The organism is Ciceribacter sp. L1K23 (assembly GCF_018122705.1).
GTDB lineage: Bacteria > Pseudomonadota > Alphaproteobacteria > Rhizobiales > Rhizobiaceae > Allorhizobium.
On sequence record NZ_JAGRRC010000001.1, the window covers coordinates 1,250,743 to 1,265,453 of the forward strand.

Consider the following 14,711-nt stretch of genomic DNA (forward strand, 5'->3'; position numbering starts at 1 on the left):
AGCCGTTGCGTCTTGCTTCCGAATCCTGACAAGACCGGGTCATGCAGTTCGCGCCGCAACAGGATGAGGCTCTGAAAGCCGTTTCGCAATGGCTCAAGGAGGGCCGCCAGCCGGTGTTCCGCCTGTTCGGCTATGCCGGTACGGGCAAGACGACGCTTGCGCGGCATTTCGCCGAGCATGTCGACGGCGACGTCCTGTTCGCGGCCTTCACCGGCAAGGCCGCGCAGGTTCTGCGTCAACGCGGCGCATCCAATGCCAAGACGATCCACTCCCTGATCTACCGCCCGCGCGGCGAGGAGGCGGTGGAAGACGAGGAAACCGGCAAGACCTCGATCGCGCCGATGTTCGCGATCAACCGGCAGAGCCCGGTCGCCAAGGCGGCGCTGATCGTCATCGACGAATGCTCGATGGTGGACGAGCAGCTCGGCAAGGACCTGATGAGCTTCGGTACGCCGATCCTCGTGCTCGGCGATCCCGGCCAGCTGCCGCCGGTCTCGGGCGGCGGCTTCTTCACGGAGCATGATCCCGACTACCTGCTGACCGAAATCCATAGACAGGCGCGCGACAATCCGATCATCGAGCTTGCCATGCATGTCCGTGAGGGCAAGGAGATCATGTATGGCGACTACGGCACCGCCAAGGTGATTTCCAAGAACGAGGTGACGCAGGAACTGGTGCTCGACGCCGATCAGGTGCTGGTCGGGACCAACAAGACTCGCCGGCGCTACAACAAGCGACTGCGGGAGCTGAAGGGTTTCTCCGCCGACTATCCGCAGGCGGGCGACAAGCTGGTGTGTCTTCGTAACGACCAGGTGAAGGGGCTTCTGAACGGCTCGCTGTGGCAGGTGATGAGCTCGTCGCGCGAGACGGTTAAGCCCGGCATCAATCTCCTGGTGCGGCCCGAGGACGACGAGGACCGAGGTGCGGCGAAGATCAAGCTGTTGAAGGCGGCCTTCGAGGATATCGAGACCGAAATCCCGTGGTCGACGCGCAAGCGCTATGACGAGTTCGATTATGGCTACGCGCTGACCGTTCACAAGGCGCAGGGCTCGCAGTGGAACGACGTGGTGCTGTTCGACGAGAGCTGGGCCTTTCGCGACACGCGCGAGCGCTGGCTCTATACGGCCGTGACCCGCGCGGCGCAGACGCTCACCATCGTGCGGTGAGCGCTTCTGCGGTCAGTTTTTCAGCGATACCAGCGTCATCACAAGATCGCGCTCGCTCTTGCCCGAGGCGGTCGCGATGTCGTTCAGGGGCATGTCAGCGGTCGCGGCCGTATAGCCCTTATCTTTCAGCATCGACAGGAAAGTGTCCTCCGACTGGTGGTAGAGGGCCGCCACGTCGCCGAGCCTTGCCGCGGTGACCAGCGTGATCATGGCGATCTGCGGATTGCCGGCTCCGGTTCCGCTTGCGGTCAGGGAGGGCCAGGCGAAGACGAGGCCTGCGACCAGCGAAAGAGCCAGCGAAATGGTCATCGGCAGGCGTTTGAAATAGGTGAGAAAGGCGCGCCAGTTTTTCCACACATGCAGCACGAAGGGCACGATCAGCACCATGCTCAGCCATTCGTGCATGCCGTGGAACGCGGCGGTGCCGACGTGGAAGAAGAGGGCGATGCCCGAAATCAGCGAGACAAGGAAAAGGCCAGTGACGAGAGGCGTGGCGTAGCGCGAGAAAAGGGAGGGCATAAGACGAGTCCGTTCGTTGTGATAACAGACTTCGGCATACACGCTATTCCTCCGGAGTCAGCTTAAATCCCCGTAAGCTTTGACAGAGGGCAAATGCAGCCTAAGAGGCGACGACGCCGAGAAGGACTGCCTTGGCGACGGCCTGAAACCGGTTGTTGGCGTCGAACTTGCGGATGATGCGCTCTTCAAGCGCGGCGATCTCGTCCGACTGGAGGCCGAGCGCCCGCGACAGTCGCATCGGCGTATAGCCTTCGGCCATGAGTTCGAGGCATCGTTTCTCCAGATCGGTGAGCTGGACTGCAATCCGGTGCGCGGTTGGCGCATCGTCATGATCGTCGTCGTCCGACAGGAGACGCTCGATCTGCTGGCTCTGCCGCTGGATGGTCGACAGCGCGGCCGTCAGTTCGCGGCGGCGGGTGCGCAGGGCCTGGCGGAAGATACCATCGGCCTCCTCCTGGCTGGTGGCGCCGGACAGTTCTTCCAACAGCTCCTGGATTACGGCGACCGGCATGCCGATTTCGCGGCAGGTGTTGATCAGCGCCATGCGCTGCATATCGGCGCGGGTATAAACGCGCATCAGGCCGATGCGGCCGGCGGACAACAGTCCCTTTTCCTCGTAGAAATGCAGGGTGCGATGGGTGACGCCGAAGTGGTTGGCCATTTCCGCGATCGCGATCGGCTCGTCGGGCGGATTGCGCGGCAGCGTTGCTTGCGGCAGGAAGCCGGAAGCCGCTTGCTGGCCCGCCGCAGGAGGTTTCCGTTCATGCAGGTGCTTGGAGCGTTCCGCCATATTGTCCCCTTCCTGCTCGGTCGTCCGGGCACGGTACTTCCCTGGGCGGGACCATGACCGTCCCGTCCCGGCAATCGCGCCAAGGCGTGCTTTCTGGTTTGCGTTCCTCAACGCATCGTTGCCGCGTCTCTCCTCCCGCGACCATCACACAGGTTACGCCGCTGTCGTCAAACTTGTAAACCGGGAAACGCCGCGTCTTCTGCAAAAGTCTGAAAAAGTCCTCATTCGTCGCGATTTTTGTGCCGAAGCGGGGCAATTCGCTGCAACCTCGGCGAGCCGGTGGAGGTAATGAGAGCGATCCATCAACGCCGCTCATGGAATGGCGAACGAAACGCGTTGGCAATCGGGCCCGACTTGGCCTAAATCCGGACGGAACGATCATCGCTTCGAAAAGTGAACCCGTCATGCCAACCCAGCTTTCGGTCAATCTCAATGCCATCGCCATGCTGCGCAATCGGCGCGATCTGCCGTGGCCGGACGTCGCCGATTTCGGCCGTATCGCCCTTGACGCCGGCGCCAGCGGTCTGACGGTCCATCCGCGGCCGGACCAGCGCCATATCCGCTTCAGCGACCTGCCGGTGCTCAGGGCCCTGATCGATGACCAGTTTCCCGATGCGGAGTTCAATATCGAGGGCTATCCGACCGAGGATTTCCTGGCGCTCTGCGAGGCGACCGAGCCGGAACAGGTGACGCTGGTGCCTGACGATCCATCCCAGGCGACGTCGGACCACGGATGGGATTTCGAGAAACATCGAGATTTTCTCAAGACGGTGGTCGCGCGACTGAAGCGCAGCGGCATGCGCGTGTCGTTGTTTGCGGACGGTGACGGCAATGCCGAGCGGGTTCGGCTCGCTAAGGAGACCGGTGCGGACCGGATCGAGCTCTATACCGGACCATATGGCGGGTGCTTCGACGATCCGGAAAGGGCTGCCAAGGAAATCGAACTCCTTGGGAAAACGGCGGATGCGGCGCTCGCGCTCGGGCTTGGCGTCAATGCCGGGCACGATCTGACGGTTGCGAACCTTCCGGCCCTTGTGAAGCGGATCCCGCGACTGGCCGAAGTGTCGATCGGCCATGGGTTGACGGCGGATGCGCTGGAATACGGCATGGCAGAGACGGTGCGCCGTTTCCGCAAGGCATGTGGACAGACGATCTGATCGTCTGGTTTCAATGGGCGTGGGGAGCGGCCTGAACGGGCGGCTCGCGCCGCTCCCCCGTCTCCTCATCCGGCGAGGGACGCGGAGTTGGTCTCGATGAAGGTTTCCAGCGTGACGAGCGGAGCACCCACCAGCTTCTCCGCATCGGATGTCACAATGCCGAGGTCGCCGGCGCGTGTCGCCGCCTCGAAGGAAACCAGTGTCGGAATGAAGGGGGCCGGTACGCCATGGGCGGCCATGCCCTCGGCCAGTTGTTCATCGGTGATGTTGACGACGTCGAGCGGCTTTCCGGTGGCAGCCGAAGCGAGGGCGGCGATCTCGCTGTTTGAATAGGCGCGGGCGCCGGTCAGCGTGTAGATGACGTTTTCAGACGGTGGATTTGCGAGGGCCGCCGCCGTCGCCCGGGCGATGTCTTCGCGGGCGATATGGGAGGTCTTGCCGTCGCCGGCCGACGTATACCAGTGGCCCGAGGCGAAGGCCGGGGGGAGGCCCATGAAGAGGTTCTGCATGTACCAGCCGTTGCGCAGGATCGTGTAGGCCATGCCGCTCGCCTTGATCGCTTCCTCCGTGCCGGCGTGATCCGGGGCGAAGCTGACCTTGCTCGTTTCGGCATTCGGTATCGAGGTGTAGTAGACACGGCCGACGCCGGCCGCCTTTGCCGCGCGAACGGCTGCCTGGTGCTGGACCAGCCGGTGACCAGGACGATCGAGCACATCCGTCGATATGATCAGCAGCCGACCGATGCCGGCAAATGCCTCGATGAGGCCCGCCTCATCGTCGAAATCGACCCGGCGGATTTCGACGCCCTTGCCGGACAGGTCGGCAAGCTTTGCCGTGTCGCGCGTGCCGGCGACCAGATCGGAGGCCGATACCTTGCCGGAGGCCAAGAGGTTGTCGATGACGAGGCGGCCAAGCTTGCCCGAGGCGCCGGTGATAAGAATCTTGCTCATGGGTATCCCTTTCGATCGGCGCGTCCGGCCGGTTAGTCGCTCTCAAAATGAGAGTAACACTAAAATGGGAATTGACGTGGAGCTGTAAAGAAGGCAGTTTTTCGGGACCTCGTTACCTTCAGGGAACCACCCGGATGAATGTCGCTGTCGATCTGAAGAACAAGCTTGCCGATTTCAGCAGCGGCGAAGGCGGGCTTGCCAATTGCCCGGTGCGGACGGTGATCGATCATATCGGCGGGAAATGGTCGTCACTGTTGTTGCTGGCGCTCTCGGAAAAGCCGTACCGGTTCGGCGAACTGCGTCGGCTGGTGCCCGATATTTCGCAGCGGATGCTGACGCAGACGCTGCGGGAGCTGCAGCGCGATGGTTATGTGCAGCGGACAGTGTTTCCGACAAAACCGCCGAGCGTGGAGTACAGGCTGACGCCACTCGGGGTCTCGCTGTATGGCGCACTGTCGAGCCTGCTCACCTGGGCGGAAGAGAATTATCTGGCGGTGCGCGAGGCGCGGCGCAGGTTCGACGAGGCCGACGAGACCTGATTTACAGGTCAATCTCCCAGGTCTGGCCAGTCAGTTCGGGTCCGAAAAGAGTGTGTTTCTCCTCGGAGACGAGAGAGAAGCCGAGCTTCCTGTAGATATGGCGCGCGGCGTCGAGGTTGTCGTTGGTCCAAAGGGTCATCCGCCGGTATCCCGACTGCCGGGCGAAGGACGTGGCCTGTTCGGCAAGGAGCATCCCGAGCCCCAGGCCGCGGGCCATCGGATCGACGTAAAGCAGCCGCAGCTTGGCGACATCGCCTCCGCCGTTTACCACCATGATCGAGCCCAGCCGCACGCCGGAGCGCTCGGCAATCCAGCAGGCTTCATTACGGGGATCGTGGCCGGCGAGAAAGTCCGCCGCCACTTTCGCCACCAGCCCCTCGAAGCCCTGGCGCCATCCGAATTCGCTAGCATAGAACTCCGTTTGCGACTGTATGATCCAGCCGAGGTCGCCCGGTCTGTGCGGGCGAAGGACCATGGGCGTCTTTTGCGTCTCCTGGCTGCCCAGCAGGCCGGTGATGCGCTGCATCGCCGAGGCGAGCCCCTCCTGCTCACTGGCGGGAAGGGCTGACAGCATCTCGCGGATCTGACCGCGAGACAGGTCGGCCAGCTGTTCGTATTCCGCCGTTCCGACGGGTGTCAGGCGAAGGCGGCGGCTGCGGCGGTCGGCCGGGTCGCTCTCGATCGCGACGAGACCGCGGTCGCGGAAGACCTTCAGAATACGGCTGAGATAGGCGGGATCGAGGTGGATGTCGCGGACCAGATCGGTGGCCGTGGTCGTGCCTCTTGCGCCGATCTCGTAGAGAACCCTGGCTTCTGCCAGTGTATAATCCGCTTTCAAATAGGCCCGATCGAGCAGTCCTATGCGGTCGGTGTAGAAACGGTTGAAGGCGCGGATGCCGTCTATGACGTCAATGTCGTTTGGCGCGTGCATGGCGAATGATCTCCCCGCCACAACAGCTAATCCGAAAAATTGACTTCATCAAGATAATATTTGACTGAGTCAAATAAATTCACGTTGCCGCAGATCGGCTTTCATCGCCAGTTCGACGGCGGACTGGCAATGCAGGCGGGTGGAATCGAAGCCGGGAAGGGGAAGATCATCGGGATCGAGCAGCAGGCAAATCTCGGTGCAGCCAAGGATGACGCAGTCTGCGCCAGCGGCGCGCGCCTTGTCGATGATTGCCAGATAACGGTCGCGGGAAGCGTCCTTCACCTGACCGGCGCAGAGTTCGTCGAAGATGACGGCGTGGACTGCGTCGCGATCCGACTTTTCGGGCACCATCGGATCGAGACCGAAGGTCCGCATGCGCTCGGTATAGAAGCCATGTTCCATGGTGTAGCGCGTGGCGAGCAGCAGGGGCCGGCGCAGGCCAGTCTTTCTGATGGCGTCGGCCGTAACGTCGACGATGTTCAGCAGAGGAGCTGAGATGGCCGAGGACACGGCGTCGGCAACGAGATGCATCGTGTTGGTGCAGATCAGCACGCATCCAGCGCCGCCACGCTCCAGCATGCGGGCCGAGGCGGAGAGGCGTTCGGCCGCCTCGTCCCATCGGTCGGCCTTCTGCAGGGCGACGATCTCCGCGAAGTTCAGGGAGTGCATGAGGATCTCCGCCGAGGCGATGCCGCCGAGACGGTCGCGGACGGCCTCATTGATCAGACGGTAGTAGACCGCAGAACTCTCGAAGCTCATGCCGCCGATCAGACCTATGGTTTTCATCCCGTTCTCCTGCGTTTCCATCTACTCGCAGCTTAGGGCTCGCCTGAGGCAAACGGGGTGTGTTTTGATGTCGGTAGTCGAGGTTCCGCGCAACAAGGATGCATGATATATCGCCTTTACGCTCTTCTATTGCGTGAAGGTGATCATGATCGACGACAGAGACAGGAAGATTCTGGATTTGCTGCAACTGGACGCGGCCATGCCCGTGGCCGCCATTGCCGACAAGGTGGCGCTGTCTCCGTCGGCGTGTTCGCGGCGTATCCAGAAGCTGGAGGACGAAGGTTATATCGTCGCGCGCGTGGCAAAGCTTGATCGCGACAAGGCCGGGGTGCCCACGACCGTGTTCGCGCTGATCAAGACCGCGCATCATTCAGACGAGTGGATCGAGGAATTCCGGCGCGCGATCGCCGACATTGCCGAGGTGGTGGAGGCGCACCGGCTGACGGGCAATTATGACTACCTGCTGAAAGTCGTGCTGCCCCGGGTCGAGCACTACGACGTGGTCTACCGGCGGCTGGTGAAGCGCATCGAGCTTTTCGACGTCTCCGCGTTCATTTCCATGGAGACGTTGAAAAGCGGTGCGGTGCTGCCGGTCGGCTACGCCGTCTAGATTATTCCGGCTTCGGCAGGCTGCGATCGGCCAGGCACTTGCTGAGCGGCAGGAGCTTCACCGAATAGATCGCGGTGATGCGGCCCATGTCGCGCGGGTCACCTTCGGTCTCGGCCTGGATGCAGCCGCAGGTGTAGCCGTAATTGCCGTTGGCCGCGACATAGTCGCCGGTCGAGATGTCGGGGAAGTTTTCCATGCCGAGCGGTTCGTCGGGACTGCCCTGGGAGAGGATGATCCAGGTGCCATCGCGGTCGTCCAGCCAATAATTGCCGGGCGTGGGGTTCTGGATCCAGCCGCAGCGGTTTTCCTTGGCGAACGCAAGGCCCGGCAGGCCGATGAGGCTGAGAGCAAGAATTGGGGAGAGCAGGTGGGGGCGCATGATTTCCTCCGATAGGGCCTGAAGCTCAGTATCGCAGGTCACGCCGGCTGCCAAAGACCAAATGTGGTATGGCAAAAAAGTTCGGGGGTCCCGGCCGAAGCCGGGACCCCGTGTCACCCGGAGGTGTCGATCAGTCGTTGGCGACCGAACGGGATACCAGGTCGAGCGTACGGTCAGCCGATACGCGGTAGACTTCGCGGAAGTCGCTGCCGCCGGCATTGAAGCTGTGGAGGACGGTCGAGCCGACCGGAGCTTTAGACAACTGTGCGACATGGCCGCCGTAGGTGATCGAACCCTGGATCGGCTCGATGGCGAAGGCGGAGGATGCGCCGGCAAGCGAAGCGATGACGGCGGTTGCTGCGATGATGGTCTTCATGGTCTTGTTCCTTTCGAATCTGCTGCCGTCCAGCCTAGTGCTGTCGGCCGCAAGGGGATGGTTGAGATCAGTCGTTGGCGACCGAACGGGATACCAGGTCGAGCGTACGGTCAGCCGACACGCGGTAGACTTCGCGGAAGTCGCTGCCGCCGGCGCTGAAGCTGTGGAGGACGGTCGAGCCGACCGGAGCTTCAGACAGCTGGGCGACATGGCCGCCATAGGTGATCGAACCCTGGATCGGCTCAACGGCGAAAGCGGAGGATGCGCCGGCAAGCGATGCAATGACGGCGGTTGCTGCGATGATGGTCTTCATGGTCATGTTCCTTTTCGATTTGGGTTCCGGTCAGTCAGTCGACTGCGCCGGGTCTTGATGTGTGTCGGGATCAGTCGTTGGCGACCGAGCGAAAGACGAGGTCCAGAGTGCGATCAGCGGAGACGCGGTAGACTTCGCGGAAGTCGCTGCCGCCGGCGCTGAAGCTGTGAAGGACGGTCGAACCGACCGGTGCCTGCTGGAGCTGGGCGACGTTACCGCCATAGGTGATCGAACCCTGGATCGGTTCGATGGCGAAGGCGGAGGAGGCGCCGGCAAGCGAGGCGATGACGGCGGTTGCTGCGATGATGGTCTTCATGGTTGTGTTCCTTTCAAGTCTTGGGAGGACTTTAATCTTGGGTTGTATTTGTGGTGGCGCTGCTGGCGTTCACCTTTGTCGAGATCAGTCGTTGGCGACCGAGCGGGATACCAGGTCGAGCGTACGGTCAGCCGATACGCGGTAGACTTCGCGGAAGTCGCTGCCGCCGGCGCTGAAGCTATGAAGGACGGTCGAGCCGACCGGAGCTTCAGACAGCTGGGCGACATGGCCGCCATAGGTGATCGAACCCTGGATCGGCTCAACGGCGAAAGCGGAGGATGCGCCGGCAAGCGAAGCGATGACGGCGGTTGCTGCGATGATGGTCTTCATTGGGTGTTTCCTTTTCAGTGTTTTATGGGGAGACTTCAGGTGATTTCCGGAGATCTCTCTGGTTGAGCGGTTGAATGTCAGTCGTTGCTGATGGAGCGCGAGACCAGCTGAAGGGTCTTGTCAGCGGCAACGACGTAAACTTCATTGACGTCCTTGCCCGCGTTGGTGAACGTGTGGAGGACGGTGGAGCCTACCGGTGCCTTCTCCAGCTGGGCGACGTTTCCACCGTAGGTGATCGAACCCGGGATCGGTTCGATAGCGAAGGCGGTGGAAGCGCCGGCGAGAAGTGTAGCGGCTGCTACGATTGCGAGCTTGTTCATGACGAACCTCTTTGTTGTCTTGTATATCGAACTTGTCGGTTCGATGAGCTGGATTTGGGATACGGATTGGTTTTTGACAAGGGGTCAATTGCGGTCAATCGAACTTTCTGGTTCGATACGTCTTGTGTGAAGCTTTTGTGTATCTGTTTAAAATCAATAACTTAAAATTACTATTCCGGTTTTGTGAACGCTGTGATTAATTATATGCAACAACAATCACTCGTGTGTGATGGGATTGTGAGGCGGTTGTTGGGCTTGTCTTTTTTAAATGGCGTTTTCGCAGTCATAGACGCTTGACCTCCTATATCCGCCGCTATAGAGATATGAACCGTACGGTACGGTACGCGAATTGGAGGTGCTTTTTTGTCAGCGGATCTCACGAGCGATGCAGGATTCACGCCGCGGCAGAACGCCGTCCTGGCGGAGGCTCTGCGTCTGCTGGTGGAGGGCGGCGACAAGGCGCTCACGACGGCGGGGCTGGCTCGCGCCGCGAACTGCTCCAAGGAAAGCCTGTACAAATGGTTCGGCGACCGCGACGGGCTGCTTGCCGCGATGATCTCCTATCAGGCGAGCAAGGTTCGCACCGTCGAGCGCCAGGGCGAGAGACTGACGCCGGCGAGCCTGCGCGAGCATCTCGACATCTTCGCGCATGATCTTCTGGATGTTCTTGCCGGGGATGTTTCGCTGGCGCTCAACAGGCTGGCGATCGGCCAGACCAGCCGCGACGGTTCCAAGCTCGGGACGCTGCTGCGCGAGCGCGGCCGCCGGCAGATCGACAGGCGGGCGAGGGCGCTCCTCGACGCCGGCCAGCGCGACGGACTTCTACGCTTTTCCGACGGCGAAGAGGCCTACCGCACATTTTACGGGCTCATCGTTCAGGACATGCATGTGCGGATGCTGCTTGGAGAGATGCCCGACACCAAGAAATTCGCAGCCCGGGCCCAGCAGGCGGTTCACGCCTTCCTGGCGCTCTATGGCACGGACAAGGTTCTGGCCGGACCGGAGGGCAATTCCGCCTCCGGCCGGTCCGTCACAAACACTCACCACAACTGACAAGCATAGGGAAGGAACAGACAATGCGCGTCTATTACGATCGTGATGCCGACGTAAACCTCATCAAGTCGAAGAAGGTCGTCATCGTCGGCTATGGCAGCCAGGGCCGGGCGCACGCCCTCAACCTCAAGGATTCCGGCGCGCAGAACGTCGCGATCGCCCTGAAGGCCGGCTCGCCGACCGCCAAGAAGGCCGAAGCCGACGGCTTCAAGGTCATGACGGTTGCGGAAGCGGCCGCCTGGGGCGACCTCCTGATGATGGCAACCCCGGACGAACTGCAGGCCGGCATCTACAAGGCCGACATCGCTCCGAACATCCGCGACGGCGCGGCAATCGCATTTGCTCACGGCCTCAACGTGCATTTCGGCCTGATCGAGCCCAAGGCTTCGGTCGACGTCGTGATGATCGCGCCGAAGGGCCCGGGCCACACCGTTCGCGGCGAATACCAGAAGGGCGGCGGCGTGCCGTGCCTGGTCGCCGTTCACCAGAACGCTTCCGGCAACGCGCTCGAACTCGCGCTCTCTTACGCCTGCGGCGTCGGTGGCGGCCGTTCGGGCATCATCGAGACGACGTTCCGCGAAGAGTGCGAAACGGACCTCTTCGGCGAACAGGTCGTTCTCTGCGGCGGTCTGGTCGAACTGATCCGCGCCGGCTTCGAGACGCTGACCGAGGCAGGCTATGCACCGGAAATGGCCTATTTCGAGTGCCTGCACGAAGTGAAGCTGATCGTCGACCTGATCTATGAAGGCGGCATCGCCAACATGAACTACTCGATCTCCAACACGGCCGAGTGGGGCGAATACGTCACCGGTCCGCGCATTATCACCGCCGAGACCAAGGCCGAGATGAAGCGCGTCCTGAAGGATATCCAGACCGGCCGCTTCACCGCCGAGTGGATGCAGGAATGGCATTCGGGTGCGGCCCGCTTCAAGGCAACCCGCCGGCTCAACGACGAGCATCCGATCGAGCAGGTCGGTGAAAAGCTGCGCGGCATGATGCCGTGGATCGGCAAGAACAAGCTGGTCGACAAGGCCCGCAACTGATTGTCGCCAAGGCGCGCCGCGCACGGCGCTGCTGCAAACTCAAGGGCCGGAGAGCGATCGCTCTCCGGCCCTTTCGTTTTTGTGGGTTCGCCTGTTCAGATGAACAGGAAGTCGCTGGCCGACAGGGACTTCACATTGTCCAGGGTGACGATCAGGTGCGCTTCCTGATCGCCGCCGGCGCCGTCCGCGTCGAACCAGAGGCGGTGCGTGTCGGTCTCGAACAGGAAGGTCGGACCGTGGCCGGTGGCCACTGGATTTGCGCCCTGGATGAGCGCGAGCTTGTAGTTGCTCTTCAGGCCGAAATCGATGGAGTCGATCGCGATCTTGTCGTGGCCCCGCTGGAAGTCGGTGATCTCGTCACCGCCGCCGACGAAGGTATCGAAAACGAACCGGTCGTCGCCGGAACCGCCTGACAGAAGATCGGCACCGCTTCCGCCGTTCAGTGTGTCGTTGCCGCCGCGACCGTAAAGCGCGTCACCGCCGGCGCCGCCGGTCAGCACGTTTGCCTCATTGCTGCCGGCAATCCAGTCGTCCTTGGCGGAGCCGGTGACGTTCTCGATGGAGACCAAAGTCAGACCGCGCGCCAGACCGTCATTCTTGGTGGAGTCCAGGAGGTCCACCTTGGCGGAGATGTCGCCATACCAGTTGCCGAAGGAAAGCGTGTCGGTGCCGGAGCCGCCGTCGAAACGGTCGGTGCCGCTGTAGACATCGCGGTAGAACTGATCGTTGCCGGAGCCGCCGTAGAGCTTGTCGTTGCCGGCGCCGTCATAAAGCGTGTCATTGCCGGCGCCGCCGTTCAGGGTGTCATTGCCGTTCTTGCCGCGCAGGACGTCGTTGCGTGCGCCGCCGGTGACGACATCGTTGCCGGAGGTGCCGGTGAAGTCCAGCTGTTCCATGCCGGTGATCGTGGTGTTGGCATTGACCTTCACCGTGCCGCTCGACAAGGTGAACTTGACGCCTTCCGACAGGGTGCTGAGGTTGAGGTGGACGGTATCGATGCCGCTGCCACCATCGGCGGTGTCGTTGCCATTCATGTAGATGTGGTCGTTGCCGGCGCCGGCGCTGATGACATCGCGGCTGGTATCCCCGCTGCCGTCGGCGGCATAGAGGCGATCATTGCCGTCGCCGCCGTAGAGCTTGTCGGCACCGCTGCCGCCATAAATCCAGTCATTGCCGCCAAGGCCCGAAATGGTGTCGTTGCCGGCATTGCCGCGGAAGGTGTCGGCGAGATTGCCGCCCTTCAGGGTATCGTTGCCGGAGCCGCTGGCCAGGATGACGGCCTCGAAGTTCTTCAGAACGGCATTGCCGTTGACGAAGGTGGCATTCGAGCTCAGCGTGAAGGACATGTTCGACGTCCCGCGCGAACGATCCACCGATGCGACGTCGGTGCCGGAGCCGCCGTCGGCCTGCAGGACGCCATAGGTGTAGCCGAGACCGCTGTTGAAGGAAACGCTGTCATTGCCAGCGCCAAGATTGACGACCGACTTGTCGCCGCCGGAATGGTTCTCGAACACCGTGATGTCCACGCGGTCGTTTCCGTTCCCGAGGTTCATGGTGTTGTTGCCGCCGAGGTCGTAGGCGGTGTCATCGCCGTCTCCGCCTTCGACCTTGTCGGAGCCGAGGCCGCTGTAGAGATAGTCGTCACCCTTGCCGCCATAGAGCTGGTCGTTGCCGTCGCCCGTCTGGAAGGTGACCTGACGCGCGGTGCCGGCGCGCAGGATGTCATTGCCCCGACCGGTGGTGATCTCGTAGATTTCGACGTCCTTTGCGGTCGTGCCGTTGGAGACCTTGCCCGTCGTGCCGCTGATCGAGAAGGTGGTGTTGGCGTTGGAGTCGGACACGTCGATCACGGCCGTGTCGATGCCGGAACCGCCATAGATGGTGTCCTTTCCACCTCCGGCGATCAGGACGTCGTTGCCGGCCTCGCCGTAGATGACATCGTTGCCCAGGCCGCCGTTGACCATGTCATTGCCGGCGCCGGCCTTCAGGCGGTCGTTGCCGCCATAGCCGAAGATCACGTCGTTGCCATCGAGTGTCGTGAAGGTATCGCTGCCGTTCGAGCCCTTGAGGTTATAGGCTTCGATACCCTTGATCGTGGTGCCGTCGGAGAGCGTATTGGTCAGGTTGGCGGCTTTTGCGGTGAAGACTCCGCTCAACCCGGTGATGTCGAGGATGTCGGTGCCGGAGCCACCATCCACGGTGTCGCGGCCCTGGCCGATGGTCATGATGATCTCATCGTTGCCGCTGCCGGCATTGATGCGGTCATTGCCGTCGCCACCGATGATATAGTCGTTATCGTTGCCGGCATCGATGATGTCATCGCCTTCGCCGCCATCGATATAGTCGTTGCCGGAGCCGCCCGTGATATTGTCCTTGCCGCGCCCGCCATAGAGGCTGTCCCTACCGTTGGCGCCGGAAAGCGTGTCGTCGCCATCGTCGCCGCTGATGTAGTCGTTGCCGTAGCTGCCGCTGAGCGTGTCGTTGTCACTGCCGCCGGAAATATAGTCGTCGCCCTGACCGCCATAGAGGGTATCCGCACCGGTGTCGCCGATGAGGTAGTCGTTGCCGCCGCCGCCGTTCAGCCTGTCATTGCCGGCACCGCCGTAGAATTCATCGTTCCATGCGCCGCCTGTCAGCGTATCGGCGTAGGAGGTGCCGAAGATCCCGTACCTTTCCACGTTCTTGACGGTTGCGCCAAGGATCGAGTTCGTCACGGTCGGATCGGCAACAGCAAAGGTGACGCCGCTTGAGAACCAGCGCAGGTCGAACTGCATCATGTCGACGCCGAGGCCGCCGTCGATCGTGTCGCCGTCCCAATTTCCCGGGTCGAATTCGTTGAAGGTGTCCTCACCGATGCCGCCGGACAACGTGTCGGCACCAACTCCGCCAATCAGGAGGTCATCGCCCGAGCCGCCGATCAGCTTGTCGTTGCCGGCTTCGCCATAGAGCGTGTCGTCCTGGAAGCCGCCGTCCACGGTATCTTCGCCCTCGCCAGCGGAGACAATGTCACTGCCAAACCCGCCGTAGATCTGGTCGTTGCCGCCGAGTGCCGCAAAATAGTCGGCGCTGTCGTCGCCAATCATGGTTTCAGCGTTATCTGTTCCGTACCTGTAAGCCATGGTGTTTCCTTTCA

At 61.9% G+C, this 14,711-nt stretch carries 18 protein-coding genes; 6 read left to right on the forward strand and 12 right to left on the reverse strand.

Translation table 11 applies throughout. From position 1 onward, the window contains the following. Positions 1–41 precede the first annotated feature (41 nt). Complete coding sequence (locus tag J5J10_RS05725) at positions 42–1,166, forward strand: ATP-dependent RecD-like DNA helicase (protein ID WP_208551410.1); 1,125 nt, start codon at positions 42–44, stop codon at positions 1,164–1,166. A 12-nt stretch (positions 1,167–1,178) separates the two neighbouring features. Here J5J10_RS05725 and J5J10_RS05730 read toward each other — a convergent pair whose 3' ends face one another. Both J5J10_RS05730 and J5J10_RS05735 read right to left on the reverse strand, forming a co-directional pair. Further along, positions 1,179–1,685, reverse strand: a complete 507-nt coding sequence (locus J5J10_RS05730) for a DUF4405 domain-containing protein (RefSeq protein ID WP_211929175.1) — start codon at positions 1,683–1,685, stop codon at positions 1,179–1,181. 100 nt (positions 1,686–1,785) lie between these two features. After that, positions 1,786–2,475 (reverse strand): MerR family transcriptional regulator, encoded by a 690-nt coding sequence (locus tag J5J10_RS05735; protein ID WP_211929176.1) that lies wholly within the window; start codon positions 2,473–2,475, stop codon positions 1,786–1,788. Positions 2,476–2,879: 404 nt separating this feature from the next. Between J5J10_RS05735 and J5J10_RS05740 the strand changes: the two genes are divergently transcribed. Then, the gene (locus J5J10_RS05740; protein ID WP_211929177.1) at positions 2,880–3,632 is read left to right on the forward strand and encodes a pyridoxine 5'-phosphate synthase; all 753 of its coding nucleotides are present in this window, start codon (positions 2,880–2,882) and stop codon (positions 3,630–3,632) included. Positions 3,633–3,697: 65 nt separating this feature from the next. Here J5J10_RS05740 and J5J10_RS05745 read toward each other — a convergent pair whose 3' ends face one another. Next, positions 3,698–4,582, reverse strand: a complete 885-nt coding sequence (locus J5J10_RS05745; RefSeq protein WP_211929178.1) for an SDR family oxidoreductase — start codon at positions 4,580–4,582, stop codon at positions 3,698–3,700. A 134-nt stretch (positions 4,583–4,716) separates the two neighbouring features. On the opposite strand from J5J10_RS05745, the gene J5J10_RS05750 reads away from it, so the two are divergent. Continuing rightward, positions 4,717–5,121 (forward strand): helix-turn-helix domain-containing protein, encoded by a 405-nt coding sequence (locus J5J10_RS05750; RefSeq protein ID WP_211929179.1) that lies wholly within the window; start codon positions 4,717–4,719, stop codon positions 5,119–5,121. Between the two features lies 1 nt (position 5,122). Here J5J10_RS05750 and J5J10_RS05755 read toward each other — a convergent pair whose 3' ends face one another. Together J5J10_RS05755 and J5J10_RS05760 are read right to left on the reverse strand one after the other, a co-directional pair. Next, positions 5,123–6,052, reverse strand: a complete 930-nt coding sequence (locus tag J5J10_RS05755) for a helix-turn-helix domain-containing GNAT family N-acetyltransferase (RefSeq protein WP_211929180.1) — start codon at positions 6,050–6,052, stop codon at positions 5,123–5,125. Between the two features lie 69 nt (positions 6,053–6,121). Next, on the reverse strand, positions 6,122–6,838 hold the full coding sequence (locus J5J10_RS05760; protein WP_211929181.1) for an aspartate/glutamate racemase family protein: 717 nt from the start codon (positions 6,836–6,838) through the stop codon (positions 6,122–6,124). A gap of 145 nt (positions 6,839–6,983) precedes the next feature. Between J5J10_RS05760 and J5J10_RS05765 the strand changes: the two genes are divergently transcribed. Beyond that, complete coding sequence (locus J5J10_RS05765) at positions 6,984–7,448, forward strand: Lrp/AsnC family transcriptional regulator (RefSeq protein WP_211929182.1); 465 nt, start codon at positions 6,984–6,986, stop codon at positions 7,446–7,448. A gap of 1 nt (position 7,449) precedes the next feature. On the opposite strand, the gene J5J10_RS05770 is transcribed toward J5J10_RS05765, so the two are convergent. From J5J10_RS05770 to J5J10_RS05795, 6 genes are all read right to left on the reverse strand, one after another. After that, a complete protein-coding gene (locus tag J5J10_RS05770; protein ID WP_211929183.1) occupies positions 7,450–7,827 on the reverse strand; it encodes a DUF4087 domain-containing protein in 378 nt (125 codons plus the stop codon). A gap of 130 nt (positions 7,828–7,957) precedes the next feature. Then, positions 7,958–8,203 (reverse strand): hypothetical protein, encoded by a 246-nt coding sequence (locus J5J10_RS05775; RefSeq protein ID WP_211929184.1) that lies wholly within the window; start codon positions 8,201–8,203, stop codon positions 7,958–7,960. Between the two features lie 67 nt (positions 8,204–8,270). Beyond that, entirely contained in the window at positions 8,271–8,516 is a 246-nt protein-coding gene (locus tag J5J10_RS05780) for a hypothetical protein (RefSeq protein ID WP_208551397.1), read from the reverse strand. Positions 8,517–8,586: 70 nt separating this feature from the next. After that, positions 8,587–8,832 carry a hypothetical protein gene (locus J5J10_RS05785; RefSeq protein WP_208551398.1) on the reverse strand — a complete coding sequence of 82 codons (246 nt, stop codon included), beginning with the start codon at positions 8,830–8,832 and terminating at the stop codon, positions 8,587–8,589. A gap of 84 nt (positions 8,833–8,916) precedes the next feature. Beyond that, positions 8,917–9,162 (reverse strand): hypothetical protein, encoded by a 246-nt coding sequence (locus tag J5J10_RS05790; protein ID WP_208551397.1) that lies wholly within the window; start codon positions 9,160–9,162, stop codon positions 8,917–8,919. 77 nt (positions 9,163–9,239) lie between these two features. Continuing rightward, a complete protein-coding gene (locus J5J10_RS05795) occupies positions 9,240–9,482 on the reverse strand; it encodes a hypothetical protein (protein ID WP_208551396.1) in 243 nt (80 codons plus the stop codon). 363 nt (positions 9,483–9,845) lie between these two features. Here J5J10_RS05795 and J5J10_RS05800 point away from each other — a divergent pair, with 363 nt between their 5' ends. Together J5J10_RS05800 and ilvC are read left to right on the forward strand one after the other, a co-directional pair. Next, positions 9,846–10,535, forward strand: coding sequence for a TetR/AcrR family transcriptional regulator (locus tag J5J10_RS05800; protein ID WP_208551395.1), 690 nt, complete (start codon positions 9,846–9,848; stop codon positions 10,533–10,535). Between the two features lie 23 nt (positions 10,536–10,558). Beyond that, a complete protein-coding gene (gene ilvC / locus J5J10_RS05805; protein ID WP_208551394.1) occupies positions 10,559–11,578 on the forward strand; it encodes a ketol-acid reductoisomerase in 1,020 nt (339 codons plus the stop codon). A gap of 95 nt (positions 11,579–11,673) precedes the next feature. Here ilvC and J5J10_RS05810 read toward each other — a convergent pair whose 3' ends face one another. Continuing rightward, positions 11,674–14,697 carry a calcium-binding protein gene (locus tag J5J10_RS05810; protein ID WP_249116681.1) on the reverse strand — a complete coding sequence of 1,008 codons (3,024 nt, stop codon included), beginning with the start codon at positions 14,695–14,697 and terminating at the stop codon, positions 11,674–11,676. Positions 14,698–14,711: the final 14 nt, after the last annotated feature.

Excerpts from the sequence above, each read along its gene's own strand:
- J5J10_RS05725 (WP_208551410.1), top strand. The coding sequence starts at position 42 with ATGCAGTTCGCGCCGCAACAGGATGAGGCTCTGAAAGCCGTTTCGCAA.
- J5J10_RS05730 (WP_211929175.1), bottom strand. The coding sequence starts at position 1,685 with ATGCCCTCCCTTTTCTCGCGCTACGCCACGCCTCTCGTCACTGGCCTT.
- J5J10_RS05735 (WP_211929176.1), bottom strand. The coding sequence starts at position 2,475 with ATGGCGGAACGCTCCAAGCACCTGCATGAACGGAAACCTCCTGCGGCG.
- J5J10_RS05740 (WP_211929177.1), top strand. The coding sequence starts at position 2,880 with ATGCCAACCCAGCTTTCGGTCAATCTCAATGCCATCGCCATGCTGCGC.
- J5J10_RS05745 (WP_211929178.1), bottom strand. The coding sequence starts at position 4,582 with ATGAGCAAGATTCTTATCACCGGCGCCTCGGGCAAGCTTGGCCGCCTC.
- J5J10_RS05750 (WP_211929179.1), top strand. The coding sequence starts at position 4,717 with ATGAATGTCGCTGTCGATCTGAAGAACAAGCTTGCCGATTTCAGCAGC.
- J5J10_RS05755 (WP_211929180.1), bottom strand. The coding sequence starts at position 6,052 with ATGCACGCGCCAAACGACATTGACGTCATAGACGGCATCCGCGCCTTC.
- J5J10_RS05760 (WP_211929181.1), bottom strand. The coding sequence starts at position 6,838 with ATGAAAACCATAGGTCTGATCGGCGGCATGAGCTTCGAGAGTTCTGCG.
- J5J10_RS05765 (WP_211929182.1), top strand. The coding sequence starts at position 6,984 with ATGATCGACGACAGAGACAGGAAGATTCTGGATTTGCTGCAACTGGAC.
- J5J10_RS05770 (WP_211929183.1), bottom strand. The coding sequence starts at position 7,827 with ATGCGCCCCCACCTGCTCTCCCCAATTCTTGCTCTCAGCCTCATCGGC.
- J5J10_RS05775 (WP_211929184.1), bottom strand. The coding sequence starts at position 8,203 with ATGAAGACCATCATCGCAGCAACCGCCGTCATCGCTTCGCTTGCCGGC.
- J5J10_RS05780 (WP_208551397.1), bottom strand. The coding sequence starts at position 8,516 with ATGAAGACCATCATCGCAGCAACCGCCGTCATTGCATCGCTTGCCGGC.
- J5J10_RS05785 (WP_208551398.1), bottom strand. The coding sequence starts at position 8,832 with ATGAAGACCATCATCGCAGCAACCGCCGTCATCGCCTCGCTTGCCGGC.
- J5J10_RS05790 (WP_208551397.1), bottom strand. The coding sequence starts at position 9,162 with ATGAAGACCATCATCGCAGCAACCGCCGTCATCGCTTCGCTTGCCGGC.
- J5J10_RS05795 (WP_208551396.1), bottom strand. The coding sequence starts at position 9,482 with ATGAACAAGCTCGCAATCGTAGCAGCCGCTACACTTCTCGCCGGCGCT.
- ilvC (WP_208551394.1), top strand. The coding sequence starts at position 10,559 with ATGCGCGTCTATTACGATCGTGATGCCGACGTAAACCTCATCAAGTCG.
- J5J10_RS05810 (WP_249116681.1), bottom strand. The coding sequence starts at position 14,697 with ATGGCTTACAGGTACGGAACAGATAACGCTGAAACCATGATTGGCGAC.